The sequence below is a fragment of the Nostoc sp. GT001 genome (assembly GCF_030382115.1).
GTDB lineage: Bacteria > Cyanobacteriota > Cyanobacteriia > Cyanobacteriales > Nostocaceae > Nostoc.
Genome location: NZ_JAUDRJ010000003.1, coordinates 3,938,662 through 3,955,917, shown reverse-complemented (window position 1 = coordinate 3,955,917; position 17,256 = coordinate 3,938,662). Strand labels below are relative to the sequence as shown.

The following is a 17,256-nucleotide window of genomic DNA, read 5'->3' as shown; positions in this document are numbered from 1 at the left end:
AGTCCCTTACGAATTACGAATTACGAATTAATTAAAATCTTATTCCCAGTTGCCCATTAAAGCCACGAATAGAATTGTAACCAGCACCGACAAAAACGTTATTAGTAGCACCTACCTGAACGCCACCTGAAACTGCAACACCTTTATCCTCTGAATAAAGTCCAACTCCTACATAAGGTGAAATTACAGGCAAATTGATAAATTTTAAAACATCAACTCCCGTAGCACCATCAGGGCCAGTTCCCACTTCAACCCCGAAATTCAAAGCCCTCGCTCCGACAGCATAAGTTACATCACCATCTTTTCCACCGACTGAAACCCAAGGTTGCGGTATCAGTTGAGCCGATGCTTGACTGGGGGCAAACAAAGTTAGCAAACCTATAGATGTAATTAATGTTTTAGCAATAATCGCTATTTTCACGATGTTCTCCGATTAATTGTTTTTACGATTTATACCAATTCTTTATGAAGACGCATAAAAAGAACCCCAGTGCCGTAACATCTCCTTTTGGTAATACCATTTGCAAAAAAATCTACAGATGCAAAGCTGGAAATCCAGATTAAATATAACCCCTCTTAATTACGAATTACTAATTACGTAGCTTACTTCTTACCTTTGGCAAGTATTGCGAATTACAAATTGGTATTATTATCTCAACAATTTGCTAAAAACAATTTGAGTATTGGGAATTTGGAGGGGGTTGCAGAGTGGCTGATGAACGCATAGTCAATACACAACAGATTCATCCAAAGGATTTTTCCTGGGGATTATGGCCTGTTGTGCCACTCTACCCCTATGGTAGGCGGCAGACAATTCGTCAAGAAGTGCTTAAAGACACAATCTGGAATTTTGATCAGATTCAAGGCATTTTCTACGTTGTTGTCCCGATTCGCATGACTGTTGTGAAGCTGGAAACCGACGGACTGCTCGTCTATGCGCCTGTTGCACCAACCCCAGAGTGCATCAGACTTATGAATGAGTTGGTAGCGAAATATGGAAGCATTAAGTACATCATTCTGCCAACTATCTCTGGTATAGAACACAAAGTTTTTGTTGGCCCCTTCGCCAGATACTTTCCGACTGCACAGGTGTTTGTAGCTCCCCATCAGTGGAGTTTTCCGCTAAATCTTCCCCTTAGCTGGCTTGGCTTACCCCCAAAACGAACTCAAGTACTTCCAGAAGATAGTAGCAAAACACCCTTTGCTGACGAGTTTGATTATGCAATGCTGGGCCCCATCGTCTTGAGCCCTGGTAGGTTTGCGGAAGTTGCTTTTTTCCACAAGCGATCGCATACTCTATTAGTCACGGATTCTGTACTTTCGATCCCAGAAGATCCACCTGCGATCGTTCTCTTAGATTCATATCCTTTATTATTCCATGCCAAGGATTATGCTTCTGATATTGTTGTAGATAGTCAGGCAAATCGCCGTAAGGGTTGGCAGCGCATCTGTTTGTTTGCTTTGTATTTTCAACCAAGGGCATTAGATATACGCCAATGGAGTCAGGTATTGCAAGATGCCTTGAAAGCTCCAGAACGCTCAAGGAAAGCTTATTTTGGATTATATCCCTTTAAATGGCAGTCAGATTGGCAGCGATCGTTTGATGCCCTGCGAGGTGATGGGCGTTTGTTTGTCGCACCAATTTTACAAACGTTGATTCTCAACCGCGCACCACAAGAAACCATTGACTGGGCTGATAAAGTTGCAAGTTGGGACTTCGAGCGAATTATTTCTTGCCATTTTGATTCACCAATTAAAGCTAAACCGCATCAGTTTCGCCAAGCTTTCTCTTTTTTGGAAAAACAGCCTGCTGTCAGTGGGGGTTTGTTCGGTAGTAGCAGCTATCCTTTACCAGAAGAGGATTTTAAAGCACTTAGGGAAATCGATGCAGGTTTAAATAAGTTTGGCATTGTGCCAGCAGCCAAGGAGAAGGTGTAAGAGTAAAAATAAGGGACTTCCAAATAAAAAAATATCCAATTAACTCCTGTGGGGTGGGCGACACGAGAGCCCAGTTTATATGGCGCTCATGTTGCCCACCCCACAATATAGCGGTTTTCAGTTGAGTGAGGTACAAGAACCCCACCCCCAACCCCCTCCCCGCTCTTCGCTACGGTGTACACACAAGTCTTTAAGAGTTGCCCCATAAGCTTTTGATCCCCCCCAGCCCAACCCCCCTTAAAAAGGGGGGCAAAAACCTCTCAAAGTCCTCCTTTTTAAGGAGGATTTAGGAGGATCTACAACATTATGGTTTTGTAGAGAGATGTGTGTACACCGTAGCCGCTCTTCGAGAGGAGGCTAAGATGTACCTCATGTGATTAGGAAACGCTATATTGGATAATTGATTTCTTGGAGTTTCCTAAATAAGTCGGCAAGCTTAATTTACTGGGCTGCACCACTACTATACAGTTTTAGCATTCTCATCTGATGCTTGTTCTGCAACATTTTTCAAGCGGCTCGACCTGATTTTGCGGATGCGATCGCTATTGCGGACACCACCTGCCATCTCATATTCGCGGCTGTCTTTGCCGTACTTGATAGCAACCACCATCAGCATTTTCTCAGAAAGCTGACTCAAGTTTTTTTCCATCTCTTCAATTTCAGTTCTAGAAGAGTCAACCATAGAAAGAGCAGTATTATAAACATCAAGTTTGTTATGTAACTGCTCAATTGACTCAATCAATTTTTCCAGACTAGAATTTTCATCAAATTTGATGCTTGGAACAATTGATTTTAATCCGGCAGATCTTAACTGAGCTTTTTCTAAAATGCGGGATGTGCGTTTTAGACGAGACATAAATTTATTTCTTTAAGATACTTATAGAGCTAGCTTGCCTTATTTAAACTGCATTTCGGCTCAGGGTAACTCACAATTTTTTCTAATCAACTTTTGAGGTGATACCAGTAATTTTCCGGTATTTCATCACCACATATTTGGGTCTGTTCGCGAAGCGTCTCGTAGAGAAGCCCCGTGCTTCACACAATGCTTTAAAGTAATGAGTAAGGAGTAATGAGTAATGAGTGGATGAAAAATGGGTATTTACTCATTACTTATTACTTATTACTTATTACTCCAGAATCACCGCGCCTTTAGGTCGGTGAGAATGTCAATAGATGTTGATTTTTATAGTATCAGAATGGGTAAACCTTAGCTATCCGCTAACAGGAGTCAGAATCCTCCTGACTCCTGAATTCTGTTTCGATAAAAGTTTTAAGGGAGACTGCTCCCGTGAAGCCAAAGACCGTTCTGACTTTTCACGGGATCTGGAAAACCCCTCTCCAAACCTCTCCCCTACAAGGAGAGAGGCTTTGATTTCTCCCCCTTCCCTACAAGGGAAGGGGGCTGGGGGGTTAGGTTTTCCGTTGGCTTTTCCACATGACGTGAAAACTCAGGAAGACCGTTCCCGTAAACCCGGAGACTGCTCCCGTGAACCTGGAGACCGCTCCTGTGAACCCAAAAACCGCTCCCGTGAACCTGGAGACCGCTCCCGTGAACCCGGAGACCGCTCCCGTGAACCCGGAGACTGCTCCCGTGAACCCGGAGACTGCTCCCGTGAACCCGGAGACCGCTCCCGTGAACCCAAAAACCGCTCCCATGAACCCGGAGACCGTTCCCGTGAACCCGGAGACCGTTCCCGTGAACCCGAAGACCGCTCCCGTGAACCTAAAGATTGCTTCAGTTTGTTGGGGAGTGCGTAGACGCAAAACGGCATATTGATGGATATTGTTGCGTAGTCAAAGCTTCTGTAGGTGATCGCACTATTGGTAAGCTAAACACATCTAATTTGCAGATGAAAATTTTCTCAATATGTTGTGGGGTGGGCAACATGAGCGCCCAGATTATGCAACTTGAATGCTAATTAGCTTACTTGTTGTCCACATCCTGAATAGCACGGGCAATTTCTGCATTTCCAAGTTACGCCATGATTCGGCATTATACGTACTTTAGTAGGATGAAATTTTCACTGTACAACTAGGATCGGAAGCGAAGCTTTTATCAAAAACAAACCTAGCAGAGATACTACCACTACCTCGTGAATAGCTGCCACCCAAGTAATGCCATTTATTATCTCAATACCTTAGCCAAAATAAGAGGATGAGGAGAGAGGGCCGATGTAGTAGAGTTATTGTCTCTCACAACGACAACTCAAAAACTACAATCAGCCCATGTCCGATATCTTATCACTGCTACAATGCTTGCTACCGCAGATAAACGCTACGACGATGCGGCAATTGAACCAGATAATCCTGGCTATGTTAGCGATGAGCGGACGAGTCACGATGTTGGGAATTTCCCGTTGGGCAGGCATTGGTGGTAGTTATCGGACGATGTTGCGGTTTTTTCATACAGTAATACCTTGGGCTACATTGTTTTGGCTATTTTTCCGCAAGCATTTGTTCCGTGCGAATGAGGTATATTTGCTTGCAGGAGATGAAGTTGTAGTCAGTAAATCGGGTAAAAAGACTTATGGATTAGATAGATTCTTTTCTAGCCTAGCCAATAAACCGATATCAGGATTATCTTTCTTTGTATTATCATTAGTGAGTGTTGAACAGAGGCACTCGTTTCCGATTCAGATAGAACAGGTAATAAAGAAAGATACTCAAACAAAAAGTACCTCGACAATCGAAAAACCAAACAAAAAAGAAAAGCGTGGGCGTGGACGACCAAAAGGAAGTAAAAACAAAAATAAAAAGGAAGTGATATTAACATCTGAATTAATACTAATTCAGAAAATGATTGGTTCACTATTCAAGTTATTAGCTAACTCTATTTCCCTCACCTACTTGGTAGTAGATGGTCATTTTGGTAACAACAATGCTTTGCAGATGGCACGTCTTGTCAACTTGCAGATAATTTCCAAATTGCGCCATGATTCAGCATTATACTTCCCTTATGAAAATCCTGACTCCAGTAAGCGCTCTCGTCGTAAATACGGTGATAAGCTAGACTATCGTAATATACCTGACAAATACTTATGTAAAAGTGCTATTGAGGATGATATTCAAACTGATATTTATCAAGCCACTCTTATTCACAAAGAATTTGCCCAAGCTCTCAATGTAGTGATTTTGGTCAAAACCAATCTTAAAACTAATGCTTGCAGCCATGTAATTATTTTTTCTAGCGACCTAACTCTGTCATTTGAAAAAATTATCGACTATTACAAACTCCGTTTCCAAATCGAGTTTAATTTTAGGGATGCCAAGCAGTTTTGGGGATTGGAAGATTTTATGAACCTGAGCCAAACTGCCGTGACTAATGCTTCTAATTTAGCATTTTTTATGGTCAATTTATCCCACCATCTTCTCGCTGATTTCCAGCAACTCAATCCCGGTTCTGGCATTATTGACCTTAAGGCTTACCATCGTGGTTTTCGATATGTTCGTGAAATGTTAAAAATGCTTCCCGAAATCCCTGAGCCTATTTTATTAACCCAGATTTTTGCCAAGCTTACTTCTTTAGGACGTATTCATCCCGTTTCCACTGGCGTTGAACCCTCGTAAATTGGCAGAGGTATTGTTATCTTGGATACCTGCATCTCCAGTATAGAATTTTTTAATGGGTAGGGTTCCTCCGTCACTATAACCAACATTTGCTTTATTACCGCCCCTATTTTTTCCCTTGTTAATTTTATAGTTGATTCTGATTATTGAACCTATTCTTCCGCCTAAGCCTTGATTGTAATCGATTTCAATTGTGCCTGTAAAACCTCCTTTACTGCATGAATAATCACGAATAACGGCATTAGCATTAGCTGGAGTTAAAGCAATGCTACTGCAAGCAACAGCCATTGCCGCAGTACTAATAACAAAACGGTTTGTTGCCTTTTTAATTTGACAATCAGTCAAAGTATTAACCATTTCTGACTTCCTTTTTGATTCAGTTATACTTTGCATTAATTAAATTAAAATCAATAAATACCAGAAACATTCAACACTAATAAATAATGTAAGTCCTGAAAACTGAAAATATGATTAGCCACCGATATTGATTAAGGGGGGTAATTTGACTTGTGTGTACACCGTAGCCTTCAGATATTGTAATCACCCGAACCGGATTGCAACTCCTCCTAACGTTTAATTTCCTTAAACCTTTCTTGCGCTGCCTTAAATGCTTCTTGCATCACCAACTGAATTTTCTGGCGATCGGGTTTCTTACCTCCCATTAAATCGCCAAAGTAAACACAGGCTGCTTCGCCTAGTGCCCAAGTATAAGCGGCTGCCCAAGAAGCGGCGATCGCACTCCCAATACCTGGTATAAATTTAATTAACTCCCGTGCAATTGCCTGTGCTAAAAAACCACCTGCGATCGCACTCACAACGCCTCCCGCCTGAGATGGAGTAACTGTCTGTCCATATAATTTACCCAACAGTCCCACCATTGATACTTGCAAGGCAGTGAGTACGGGCATTGTCGCAAATGGCAGAGGTACAGCCGCTAGAGTTGCAGACATGATCGCAAATGGCAAAATATAACGGCGTGCAGCATCTCGGTAAAGATTGCCAATTTGCTTCCCAACTTCTTCTCGATCTAATAGCTGATAAATCGCTTGGGCTTCTGCTTGTGGGAGTAGTTCTGCTAAGGAATCTCGCAGTGCTTCTAAACCATAAAATACTTGAGTGTAGCCATCTTCTTCTAAGGTAAAGTCAATGAGTACAGAGCGATCGCTTATTCCGGCAAAGGCTTGTTGCATTGCCGCAAATGCGCGGTTGACTTCTTCATAATCTGGCGGATAAGTGGGATGATCGACGGTATTGCCAGGATAAACTTCGTGCAAGCAGGTGACTACCAGCAGACAGGGAATGTCTGGATACTTCTGGCGCAACTGTTGAGCAATTTGTCGTAGGGTATCAGTTGCAAAATCATTGATTTTAACGGTCAAAAGCAGGATTCTGGCGGAACGAGTTTCCTGTTGTAAATCGCCAACCAACTCTTGAATAATTGTTTGAGTATCTTGTTTTACATCACCCAATCCCACCGTATCCGTAAAAATCAGTAACGGCAGGTCATTGGATGGATAAGCATAGCGCTGGGTGTGTTGTGTGTGTGGGCGAAATCCTTGACCGACAATTTCAGCAGCAACTCCCGTCAATCCGCGGACAATAGAACTTTTTCCGGCTTGAGGTTTACCAATTAAGAGGGCTTCTGTGGTTGGCAGTTCGGCTCGGATTTTCTCTAAAATCTCTGCAACCTGAGTATCACTCACACTAAACCAGTCCACAACTGTCTGTGCCACTTGTTCTACGGGTAGGAGTTGGGTAAGACGTGTTGTTGCTTTGTTCCAGACACCACCAATCTGATTTGTCCAGGAATTATCGACCGACTTGGTAATCGTTTTGTCGGTCGGTTCGCTCAATTGCTGAGAATCAGTTGGCGGTAAGTCAGCATCACGTTGCTCAGTCATTTTCATCCCAATCTAGAAGACCCTTTTTGTCATCTTATAGCGATTCTCAAAGGGATAACTAGTACCTTTAGTAGGGGACTGACAAGAAATAAATTATCCATCTTGTGGGGTGGGCATCCTGCCCGCCCTAAATAGAGGACGGGTGGGGACACCCATCCCACAAGAGAATTTGGGATGTTTTTTTATTTGTCAGTCCCTAGTGTTATAAATATGAGCGAATGACTACTTTATCAAATCAGCGATCGCTTGTACCAATTCATCTGGATCGACTGGTTTGGAAATATGCATTTGAAATCCTGCGGCTAATGCTTGCTGCTGATTCATTTCCCCTGCATAGGCTGTCAGAGCGATCGCTGGTACGTTTCCTCCTTGCCCTGGCGATCGCGATCGCACTTCCCGCATCAGCATATAACCGTCTGTTTTTGGCATTCCAATATCACTAATTAAAACATCTGGTATCGACTCAGATAGTGCTTGTAGTGCTTCTTGTGCTGATGATACGGCAGTTACTTGCACGCCGTAGTCTTGCAATATAAAGGTAACTAAATCGCGGATATCTGGTTCATCGTCCACTACCAAAACTTGAGTGTCTGCAAGTAGTGAGGATTCCGGCTCAGAATATGAAGACTGATTCTCTTCACCCCGAACCTGTTCGCTTCTAACTAAAAGCGGTAACTCGACACTGAAGGTTGCACCCAGTCCTTCTCCAAGACTTTCGGCTTGAACATTTCCCCCATGCATTTCTACAACTTTACGCACGATCGCTAGTCCTAAACCTAGCCCACCAAATGTCCGTGTAGTTGTGCCATCAGCTTGGCGAAAGTAATCGAACACGTAAGGCAAAAAATCTAGGCTAATTCCCTTACCTGTATCGCTGACCTGAATTTGAGCCTGACTATCAGCTTCCATGAGTCGAATTTCCACTCGTCCTCCTGTTGGTGTAAATTTTACCGCATTAGAAAGCAAGTTCCACACAACTTGTTGCAGCCGATTTGGGTCGCCCATCACTTGTCCCAAATTGGTATCAAATAAGGTCTGAATTTGAATTGACTTGGCTTGTGCTGCTAGTTTTACTGTTTCTAGCGCTGCTTCAACTACCATTACCAAGCTGACTGGACAGATATTCAAGTTTAATTTTCCTTGGAGAATGCGCGATACATCCAACAAATCTTCAATTAGCTGGGTTTGTAACTTTGCATTGCGTTCAATGGTTTCTAAGGCGTGATGAGTAGTTTTTTCATCAAATTTGCGAGTCCGCAGCATTTTCGACCATCCCAGAATGGAGTTGAGTGGGGTTCGCAGTTCGTGAGAGAGAACCGCCAGAAATTCATCTTTAATTTTGTTGGCGATTTCTGCTTGTTGTCGTGCTGCCTTTTCGCACTCTAGTAGGCGATCGCATTCTTGTTCAGCTAATTTACGCTCGGTGATGTCCAGTACAAAAGCAACACCATGTTCTTGAGAGTCATTCAGCAAAGCTATCCCCAAAACAATCGGTACTCGCTTGCCGTTGCGATGGATATATTCTTTCTCGTAAATTTTAGAAATTCCAGTGGTTTGCACTTCCAAAATGGCGCGATCGTCTAAATCCTGATACTCAACAGGAGTAAGTTCTTTCCAATTAATTCTGCCTAAAGTAGCAAACTCATCACGAGTGTAACCAGCTAGTTGCAGAAAGGCATCATTGGCATCAATCACAAAACCATGCACATTCCAAAAAGCGACCCCAATCAAGTTAGATTCAAACAAACGCCGAAATCGTGCTTCACTTTCGCGTAATGATTTTTCTGCGCGTTTGTGTTCGGTAATATCGCGAGAAACAGTAATTACGCCTTCAATAGTTTGGTCAGCATTTCGTAATGGTGTGAGAATATATTCATAATAATGTACGCCATCACGAGAAACATATTTACACTCATCTTTGAGCGGCTGTCCAGTTTTCATCACAGCTTCTCGTTGATGATCTACCTGCGTGATTAGGTCTGCGGGTAAATCCAGTTGTGGCAACGTTTTGCCGATAATATCTTGGGGATTTAAACCTAGTATAGTTGCTCCATCACGGCTGACATACTCATAGCAACCTTGGCGATTAAAAATATAAATATGATCGACTGAGGCGGTGAGAATGGCATTTAAAATATTTGCCTGTTCTTGGACTTGTGTTGTGAGTTCGCGAGTACTTTCTTTTGCCTGTTTACACACAGTAGTTTCCATACAAACACCGATCATTCGCACCGCTTGTCCTTGAGCGTTATAGATAAATTTTCCGTTGGCAGAAATCCAATGTGTACTTTCGTCTGAGCGAACTATACGAAATTCATCATTGTAGTCAGTCTTTTGTGCCAAAGCGTGAGCGATCGCTTGCATTACAGATTGGCTATCTTCAGGATGAACGAACTTTTGAAACGTCTCATAAGGACTATCAGAACTACTTGGAAGTACACCAAAAAGCAGTTTATAATTTTCTGACCAGATGACTTGATTGGTAACAATATTCCAGTCCCATAAACCCATCTGAGATACATCTAGAGTTAGCCTCAGCCGTTCTTCACTCTCTCTGAGAAGTACTTCTAACTGCTGACGCACCGCACTTTCTTGTTGGAGTTGCTCTAAAATTACTGCTACCTCTGTTGGCAGATTGAGATGTACAGATGTTTCCTTAACTTCAATGTAAGGATTTTCTGCTTCTCCTGGCAGCTTTCTTTTGAGTTCTGTTAATTGTTCCTCAAGTGCTGCTTGCCTTTGTTGATAAAATCTTTCTGATTGCTCTAACTCAGCTACTCGCTGCTGCAAAACTACTAATTCATCAGTGAGTTGAAAGTTTATTTTATTAATATTTTGCATATTGTACACCGCTAATATTTCACAATATCGATTTGAAGAGTAAGTATCCCCTAGTTTAATCTATGATTTTTTTAACTATCAAATGTAATCTATCAAAGGTTACATAAAGATTAAAAAATAATTACAATTATCATTTTACTATTTGAATACTTTACTATTAAGCAAAAACAGTTGAGTAATTTCAGCCAAAAGGTATATATTAGTTTCGATAAATGTAGGGTAAGCACTATCAAAAAAATCAAAATTGAGCTTCATGACATCAGTTAGTTAATAGTGCCCACCCTAAAAAATAGCTAGATAGTTAAATAAAAAAGTTTATCTCTTAAATCGAATGAAAGCTGCACCAATTAATAATCCCACAACCTGACCTAAGAAGACAACACCCGATTGATTTACGCCAACAGGAGGAATATTTAAACTACCGATACCATAAAAAAATTGTTGAACAAACCACCAAAATATATATATAAAGGCTGGTAGTTGGATAGGGATATACAAGATTATTAGCGGCAAAACAGTATCAATTTTAGCTTTAGGAAACTTCATAACGTATATTCCTAAAATAGCTGCGATCGCACCATTGCCCCCAATCAATGGAACTGTCAAACTCGGTTCAAGCAGAATTTGTATTACCCCTGTCATTACACCAGCAGCCAGATAAAACCCTAGATAGCGTCCATGTCCTAGAATATTTTCGACAGTTTTCCCAAAAACCCACAAAAATAGTAAATTTCCTAATATTTGACTAAAACTGCCATGCAGAAATATACCAAAGAATAGAGTAAATACCCGCCAAATGACAACTATCCAAGCAGCAGAGTTGAAAAAGAGAGCATTGGTAACTGCTCCACTAATCTGCGCTGGAATCATACCCCAAGTATTCACAAAATAGCCTAATTGACCGCTAAACTCTAGTTGAAGTTCCCATAAAAATACAGCCAGGTTAATGGCAATCAACCAGTAATTAATAATTGGCTTACTTCGACAACGAATATTATCACTAATTGGAATCATATAAATTTGTCATTAATCATTGGTCATTGGTCATTGGTCATTTGTCATTTGTCAATAATTCTTCTTCCCCTGCTCCAACTCATTACTCATTACTCATTACTCATTACTCATTACTCCCCTGCTCCCCTGCCTCCTCTGCCTCCCCTGCTCCCCTGCCTCACTTCCCCTTAACCTGTGGCAAGATTGAAATCAGATCGCATCGCACTTAACTAGGCAAACAAGATGCTAGGAAACACACTTGTAGGAAGATACCAAATTATTAGTAACTTGGGAGGTGGGGGTTTTGGTGAAACTTTTGTGGCTTGTGATACCCAATTACCTGGTTCACCTCTATGTGTTGTTAAGAAACTCAAACCCCAGGCCAGCGATCCGGTAACTTTGGAAACAGCTAGGCGTTTATTTGATACGGAAGCACAAGTTCTGTATAAATTAGGAACTCACGATCGCATTCCCCAACTTCTAGCTTATTTTGAGGAAAATGCCGAATTCTATCTTGTACAGGAATTAATCGAAGGTCATAACCTGAGTCAAGAATTAACATCAGGTAAAATCCTCAGTCAAGAAGAAGTTATTTCACTTTTACAAGAACTTTTAGCAATCTTAGAATTTGTCCATCAACAGAATGTAATTCATCGTGATGTCAATCCCCACAATATCCTCAGACGCCAACCAGATGGCAAATTAATTTTAATTGATTTTGGTGCAGTTAAACAAATTGCAACTCAAGTTATTACTCCCCAAGGCCAAACTATCGCAACAGTAGCTATTGGTACGCCTGGATATATTCCTGGCGAACAAGCTCATGGTACGCCAAAATTAAGTAGTGATATCTATGCTGCGGGAATAATTGCTATTCAAGCTCTCACTGGATTATCACCAGAGGAAATAGTAAAAGATGCTGATACTAATGAAATTATCTGGCATGACAAAGCCACGGTAACACCAGAATTTGCTAAATTCTTAGATAGAATGGTCTGCTACGATTTTCGGCAACGCTATCCTTCGGCAACGGTGGCATTACAAGCGCTGAAAGAGTTAAGACAACCACCCACCCAAACAATAGCGTTAACTCCTCCTCCTCCACCAAAAAATATCAACAAACCTAAACCAAAAAAAGGTATTTTAAGTAAAGTTTTACTAACAATATTTTTTATTGCTATTGGGGGAGTAGCATCAATATTTATTTGGCATTACATTAATTCAAATAATGCTATAGAATTATCTAAACAAGGAAATACGCTTTTTGATTTACAACGCTATCAAGACGCGCTAGAAGTATATGAAAAAGCCGTTAATCTTAGACCAGATTATGCTCAAGGTTGGAATGGTCAAGGCAAAACACTAAATAAATTAAGAAAATACAAAGATGCATTAGTGGCGTATGATAAAGCAATTCAAATTCAGCCCGATTATTTAGATGCTTGGATTGGACGTGGTACTGTATTGGGAAATTTACAGCGATATCAAGAAGCGATCGCCTCTTTTGATAAAGCCTTAGAATTAAAGAATGACAACTCAGAAGTCTGGAATGCTAAAGGTGAAGCTTTCAGTAATTTAGACCAATACGATCAAGCAATTAAATCTTATGAAAAGGCAATTGAACTCAAACCAGATAATTACGAAGCTTGGTATAAAAAAGGATTAGCTTTGCAGAATTCTCGGCAATATGAAGAAGCGATCGCAGCCTATCAAAAAGTCGTCGATTTAAAACCAGACTACGAGCAAGCCTGGTATAATTTGGGGAATGCACTAGTCAATTTAAAACGCTATCAAGATGCATTTGCAGCTTATGATAAATCGGTGCAATATCAACCAGATTATTACCAAGCTTGGATGTCTAGAGGTAATATACTGCTGAATCTACAACGTTATCCAGAAGCGATTGAATCTTTTAATCAAGTAATTAAATACAGTCCGAGAAGTTATCAAGCATGGTATAATTTGGGATGGTCGCTGCATCAAAATAAACGCTATGAAGAAGCAATAAAAGCTTATAATAAAGCGGCAACACTTAAGCAAAATGACTATCAACTCTGGTATAATTTAGGGAATTCACAATACATATTACAGAAATACGAAGATGCGATCGCGTCTTATAATAAGGCAGTTCGTTATAAAGTAGACCATTCTGAAAGCTGGTATAGTAGAGGCAATGCCCTATTAAATTTGAAACGGTATCAGGATGCGATCGCTTCTTACGATCGAGCAATAAAATACAAGCCTAATTACCAACAAGCAATAGACGGTCGCAATCAAGCCAAAATTCAACTGCAAGGCGAAAAAGCAAAACCTGTACCTGTACCTGTAATTGTACCAACTCTTCCATTTCCTAATTCCACCAATCCACCGCAGACGACGCCCTAAACTGAACCTGGGTTTTCATCAAGGGAGATATCCTATAGGAGTTAAAAAGAATGGAGAGACGTAGCAGTGCTACATCTCTCCAAGGATTGTGGATAATGCATATTTAATTTCACCAGATGTTTAATCAATCCTGCGACTAGGTAACTTAGTCCCGCACCTCTGACAAAACCCAGCATTTACATCATGGAAAGCTAAACCACAACCTGAACAAACTATTTCTACCTGATTAGCAGTTTTCACCACTCGCTTAATTAAATCGCCTACTTGCCAAGGAATCAGTGCAATTCCGGTAAAAATCATCAATACTGTTAGCAAGCGTCCTGTTTCCGAAATTGGAATAACATCACCAAATCCTACAGTTGTCATTGTGACAACAGAAAAATAGAATGCATCCAAAAAAGTACCATAATTTTGAGGATTAACCGGATGCTCGACTTGATAAATTAAGCCAGAGTAAATAAAAACAATTGCAAATAATGTAAATAATATTCGCGCAAAAATCATTCCATCTTCGGTGCTGACACTGGCGAATAAAAATTTCCTATCTATAAATCTAATTAATCGTAAAATCCGAAACCATCGTAATAGTCGGATAAAGCTAATATCCACCATGCCTAGAAAAAATGGCAGAATTGCCATTAAGTCAATAATCGAATAAAAGCTAAAAATATACTTAATTTTGTTTTCCGCACTCCACAGGCGAAGCAAATATTCCACAGCGAAGATGATGACGATCGCAGTATCAGCTACATTTAACTGAAACCGCATATAATCAGGAATATTATATGTTTCTGCCACAAAAATTCCTGATGATATCAGCACCAAAGAGGCAAGGGTTAAATTAATTGCTTTACCTATTGGTGTTTCTAGGTCTTCTAAGTAAAACTCTGTTTCTTGTCTGCTCAGTAACATATTCGACTATTAATACATCTTAATTCCCAGTTATAACATTAGAAATACGATATTATTAACCATTATCCTTATGTTAATCTCAGCTTATATGAACCCAGAATCTTTTATGCGTTTAGCATTGGCAGAAGCGAAAGAAGGTGATGCACCCTACGGTGCAGTGATTGTTAAAGATAACGAAGTCGTTGCCGTAGCTCATAATACTGTGAGGAGAGACAACGATCCTTCAGCCCATGCAGAAATCAATGCTATTCGTAGTTTAACAGCTAAACTGAAAAATCCCTCTTTAGAAGGTTATAGCATATATACAACTGGCGAACCTTGTCCGATGTGTGCAACTGCTTGTGTCTGGAGTGGTTTATCAGAAATTATATATGGTGCTTCAATTCAAGATTTAATTTCAGTAAATCAATCACAAATTAATATATCTTGTGAAGAGGTAATCGATAAGTCATTTCGGAAAATAAAAGTAACAAAAGATGTTTTAAAAAATGAATGTTTGGAATTATTTAAATAAGCTGAATTTAGATTACTGACTTATTTTAAAATCGTGAATCTACGGGTTGTAATTCTCAACACTAAAGTAGAATTGCTATATAGCAATCCTAAATGAGTTGTGAAAATCGAGAGACTTAGATCCCCGACTTCTCAAAGAAGTCGGGGATCTTATTGTTCACGACTGATTTAGGACTGCTATAGAGCTTAAAATTACGAATTACGAATTATTTAACTTGGCTCATTCAAATACGATAAATATGTATTTGCCCAAATCGCAGCTTGAGTGCGATCGCGCAAATTTAATCTGTTTAAAATATTCGTAACATGATTTTTCACTGTTCCCTCAGAAATGTAGAGTCCGTGAGCAATTTCTCGGTTACTAGCGCCTGTAGCAATTAACCGCAAAACCTCTTTTTCTCTAGGAGTCAGTTCAGCTAAACTAGATGGTACAGGCGGTGAATGAGTTGGTGCAACAGGAGAAAATTGAGTCAACAGCTTTTTAACTATACCTGAGCCTAATTGCGTATATCCTTTATGAACGGCACGAATAGCAACAGCTAATTCTTCTGATGGTGTATCTTTCAATAAATAACCCATAGCCCCATTCTTTAAAGCTGCTGACACATATTCATCATCATCAAAAGTGGTTAATACTAAAATTTTAGTTTTGGCAAAACGTTTTTGAATCTCTTTTGTGGCTGCAACTCCATCCATAATTGGCATTCTGATATCTAGCAAAATTACATCTGGCTGAAATTCTGCAACAAAATTAATTGCTTGTTCGCCGTTTTCTGCTTCTCCAACTATTTCTAAATCTGGTTCTAGCTCCAATAATGCTCTTAATCCTTGACGAATTAAACTTTGGTCATCTACCAGCAATACTTTAATCATTATGTTAACCTTGTTAATGGAATATTAACTGTAATTTTGCAACCAGAGCCAAGAGCGCTATTAATATTAAACTTACCCCCAAGTGCTAAAGTGCGATCGCGCATACTATGAAGTCCAAAACCAGTAGTATTTTGCCCGACATCAAAACCTTTACCATTATCCTGAATTATCAATCGCAAATTGCCTTTAGTCGTAGTCAGTTCCAATTTCACCTCTGTGGCATAGGCATATTTAGATATATTAGTTAAAGATTCTTGAGTAATCCGGTAAATAGCAGTATTTATTTCAGGTGGTAGAGAATAATCCAGGTTGATTTGATAAATTGGTAATATCCCATTAAAGCGATGAAAATTTTCTGAAAGACTAGCGATCGCATCTTCTAAAGATTGTTCTTGTAATGGATTAGAACGCATAGTAGAAACAGATTGACGAACATCTTTTAGCGCTTTTGAACCTAATTCCTTTGCAGTTGCGAGAAATGTTTCAGCCTTACCTGGATTAGATTGCCATAGTTTTAAAGCAGTTTCTAATTGCAAATTTAAAGCAGTCAGAGAGTGTCCTAATGAATCATGAATTTCACGAGCAATGCGGTTACGTTCTTCTAAAGTAGCTTGATTTTCAATTTGCATGGCATATTGACGGAGTTTGTCGTTAGCAAGAGCTAGCTTTTCTCGACTTTGCCGTTCAGACAAAACTGCATTCATCATCAACAACACAAAAACTAAACTTAAGCCAAAGACTAGCGACGAATTCAAAATTAAAAATCGATATCGCTCTTGTGCCTGTGGCGATGCTTGAAAATTGAATAACTGATATTTTAGTTGTGTCGTAACTAAAAATAAGGCAAATGACAAAGCTGTAACGAATAAACGCCCCTTTAACTGAAAAATTAGACAACTGCGAGTCACTAAAATTATATAGAGAAAAGGAAAAAGTCGAGCAAATCTTTCCCCAAAAAGCCCAATTATTAAAATCAATAAAATTTCAATAGCTGTATATATTACCTTACTCGTCTGGCTCTTCCTGGGTAATCTTAAGCCCATTGCCGCAAAAATAATCAGACTATAAATTGACAGTTCTGGCAATATGCTACAAACCGACAAGTCTGGAAATGCACCACAAATTGATAGTTCTAGACGCTTGGGACGAAAACGCCGTAACGGAGGTGGTATAACAGCTGTCAATGCGGTGATCGCCAGTAATGTCCACTCCAGATAAAGCAGAGACGGAAAAGGATGTTTCTTAATTTCAATTGGACGACTCATGAGTCGCGTTGCTCCAGTTATGAGTTATGAGTTGTGAGTTATGAGTTATGAGTTATGAATTAAAAATT

Annotated in this window: 14 protein-coding genes; 5 read left to right on the top strand and 9 right to left on the bottom strand. The window is 40.0% G+C overall.

Annotated features, from left to right (window positions below):
• Window positions 1-31: 31 nt before the first annotated feature.
• Window positions 32-421: a hypothetical protein gene (locus tag QUD05_RS19750; protein WP_289797555.1), complete on the bottom strand. Its 390-nt coding sequence runs from the start codon at window positions 419-421 to the stop codon at window positions 32-34.
• Between the two features lie 287 nt (window positions 422-708).
• Between QUD05_RS19750 and QUD05_RS19745 the strand changes: the two genes are divergently transcribed.
• The gene (locus tag QUD05_RS19745; RefSeq protein ID WP_289797554.1) at window positions 709-1,938 is read left to right on the top strand and encodes a DUF4336 domain-containing protein; all 1,230 of its coding nucleotides are present in this window, start codon (window positions 709-711) and stop codon (window positions 1,936-1,938) included.
• 460 nt (window positions 1,939-2,398) lie between these two features.
• Here QUD05_RS19745 and QUD05_RS19740 read toward each other — a convergent pair whose 3' ends face one another.
• The gene (locus QUD05_RS19740; protein WP_289797553.1) at window positions 2,399-2,794 is read right to left on the bottom strand and encodes a hypothetical protein; all 396 of its coding nucleotides are present in this window, start codon (window positions 2,792-2,794) and stop codon (window positions 2,399-2,401) included.
• A gap of 317 nt (window positions 2,795-3,111) precedes the next feature.
• On the opposite strand from QUD05_RS19740, the gene QUD05_RS19735 reads away from it, so the two are divergent.
• Window positions 3,112-3,696 (top strand): hypothetical protein, encoded by a 585-nt coding sequence (locus tag QUD05_RS19735; protein ID WP_289797552.1) that lies wholly within the window; start codon window positions 3,112-3,114, stop codon window positions 3,694-3,696.
• Window positions 3,697-4,164: 468 nt separating this feature from the next.
• Window positions 4,165-5,505 carry a transposase gene (locus tag QUD05_RS19730; RefSeq protein ID WP_289794346.1) on the top strand — a complete coding sequence of 447 codons (1,341 nt, stop codon included), beginning with the start codon at window positions 4,165-4,167 and terminating at the stop codon, window positions 5,503-5,505.
• Here the strand turns inward: QUD05_RS19730 and QUD05_RS19725 are convergent.
• The 4 genes from QUD05_RS19725 to QUD05_RS19710 all read right to left on the bottom strand — a co-directional run bounded on the left by QUD05_RS19725 (window position 5,461) and on the right by QUD05_RS19710 (window position 11,261).
• The gene (locus tag QUD05_RS19725) at window positions 5,461-5,862 is read right to left on the bottom strand and encodes a hypothetical protein (protein WP_289797551.1); all 402 of its coding nucleotides are present in this window, start codon (window positions 5,860-5,862) and stop codon (window positions 5,461-5,463) included. The two genes, QUD05_RS19730 and QUD05_RS19725, sit on opposite strands and share 45 nt — an antisense overlap.
• Before the next feature lie 209 nt (window positions 5,863-6,071).
• A complete protein-coding gene (locus tag QUD05_RS19720) occupies window positions 6,072-7,406 on the bottom strand; it encodes a GTPase family protein (RefSeq protein ID WP_289797550.1) in 1,335 nt (444 codons plus the stop codon).
• A gap of 222 nt (window positions 7,407-7,628) precedes the next feature.
• Window positions 7,629-10,247, bottom strand: coding sequence for a PAS domain S-box protein (locus tag QUD05_RS19715; RefSeq protein ID WP_289797549.1), 2,619 nt, complete (start codon window positions 10,245-10,247; stop codon window positions 7,629-7,631).
• Window positions 10,248-10,562: 315 nt separating this feature from the next.
• Window positions 10,563-11,261 carry a rhomboid family intramembrane serine protease gene (locus tag QUD05_RS19710; protein WP_289797548.1) on the bottom strand — a complete coding sequence of 233 codons (699 nt, stop codon included), beginning with the start codon at window positions 11,259-11,261 and terminating at the stop codon, window positions 10,563-10,565.
• Window positions 11,262-11,483: 222 nt separating this feature from the next.
• Here QUD05_RS19710 and QUD05_RS19705 point away from each other — a divergent pair, with 222 nt between their 5' ends.
• Window positions 11,484-13,625, top strand: coding sequence for a serine/threonine-protein kinase (locus QUD05_RS19705; RefSeq protein ID WP_289797547.1), 2,142 nt, complete (start codon window positions 11,484-11,486; stop codon window positions 13,623-13,625).
• A gap of 120 nt (window positions 13,626-13,745) precedes the next feature.
• Here QUD05_RS19705 and QUD05_RS19700 read toward each other — a convergent pair whose 3' ends face one another.
• Window positions 13,746-14,537 carry an ion transporter gene (locus tag QUD05_RS19700; protein ID WP_289797546.1) on the bottom strand — a complete coding sequence of 264 codons (792 nt, stop codon included), beginning with the start codon at window positions 14,535-14,537 and terminating at the stop codon, window positions 13,746-13,748.
• A gap of 88 nt (window positions 14,538-14,625) precedes the next feature.
• Between QUD05_RS19700 and QUD05_RS19695 the strand changes: the two genes are divergently transcribed.
• Complete coding sequence (locus tag QUD05_RS19695) at window positions 14,626-15,051, top strand: nucleoside deaminase (protein WP_289797545.1); 426 nt, start codon at window positions 14,626-14,628, stop codon at window positions 15,049-15,051.
• 209 nt (window positions 15,052-15,260) lie between these two features.
• Here the strand turns inward: QUD05_RS19695 and QUD05_RS19690 are convergent, their stop codons facing one another.
• Both QUD05_RS19690 and QUD05_RS19685 read right to left on the bottom strand, forming a co-directional pair.
• Window positions 15,261-15,923, bottom strand: coding sequence for a response regulator (locus tag QUD05_RS19690; protein ID WP_289797544.1), 663 nt, complete (start codon window positions 15,921-15,923; stop codon window positions 15,261-15,263).
• Entirely contained in the window at window positions 15,923-17,188 is a 1,266-nt protein-coding gene (locus tag QUD05_RS19685; protein WP_289797543.1) for a sensor histidine kinase, read from the bottom strand. The genes QUD05_RS19690 and QUD05_RS19685 overlap by 1 nt, the downstream gene beginning before the upstream one ends.
• Window positions 17,189-17,256 lie beyond the last annotated feature (68 nt).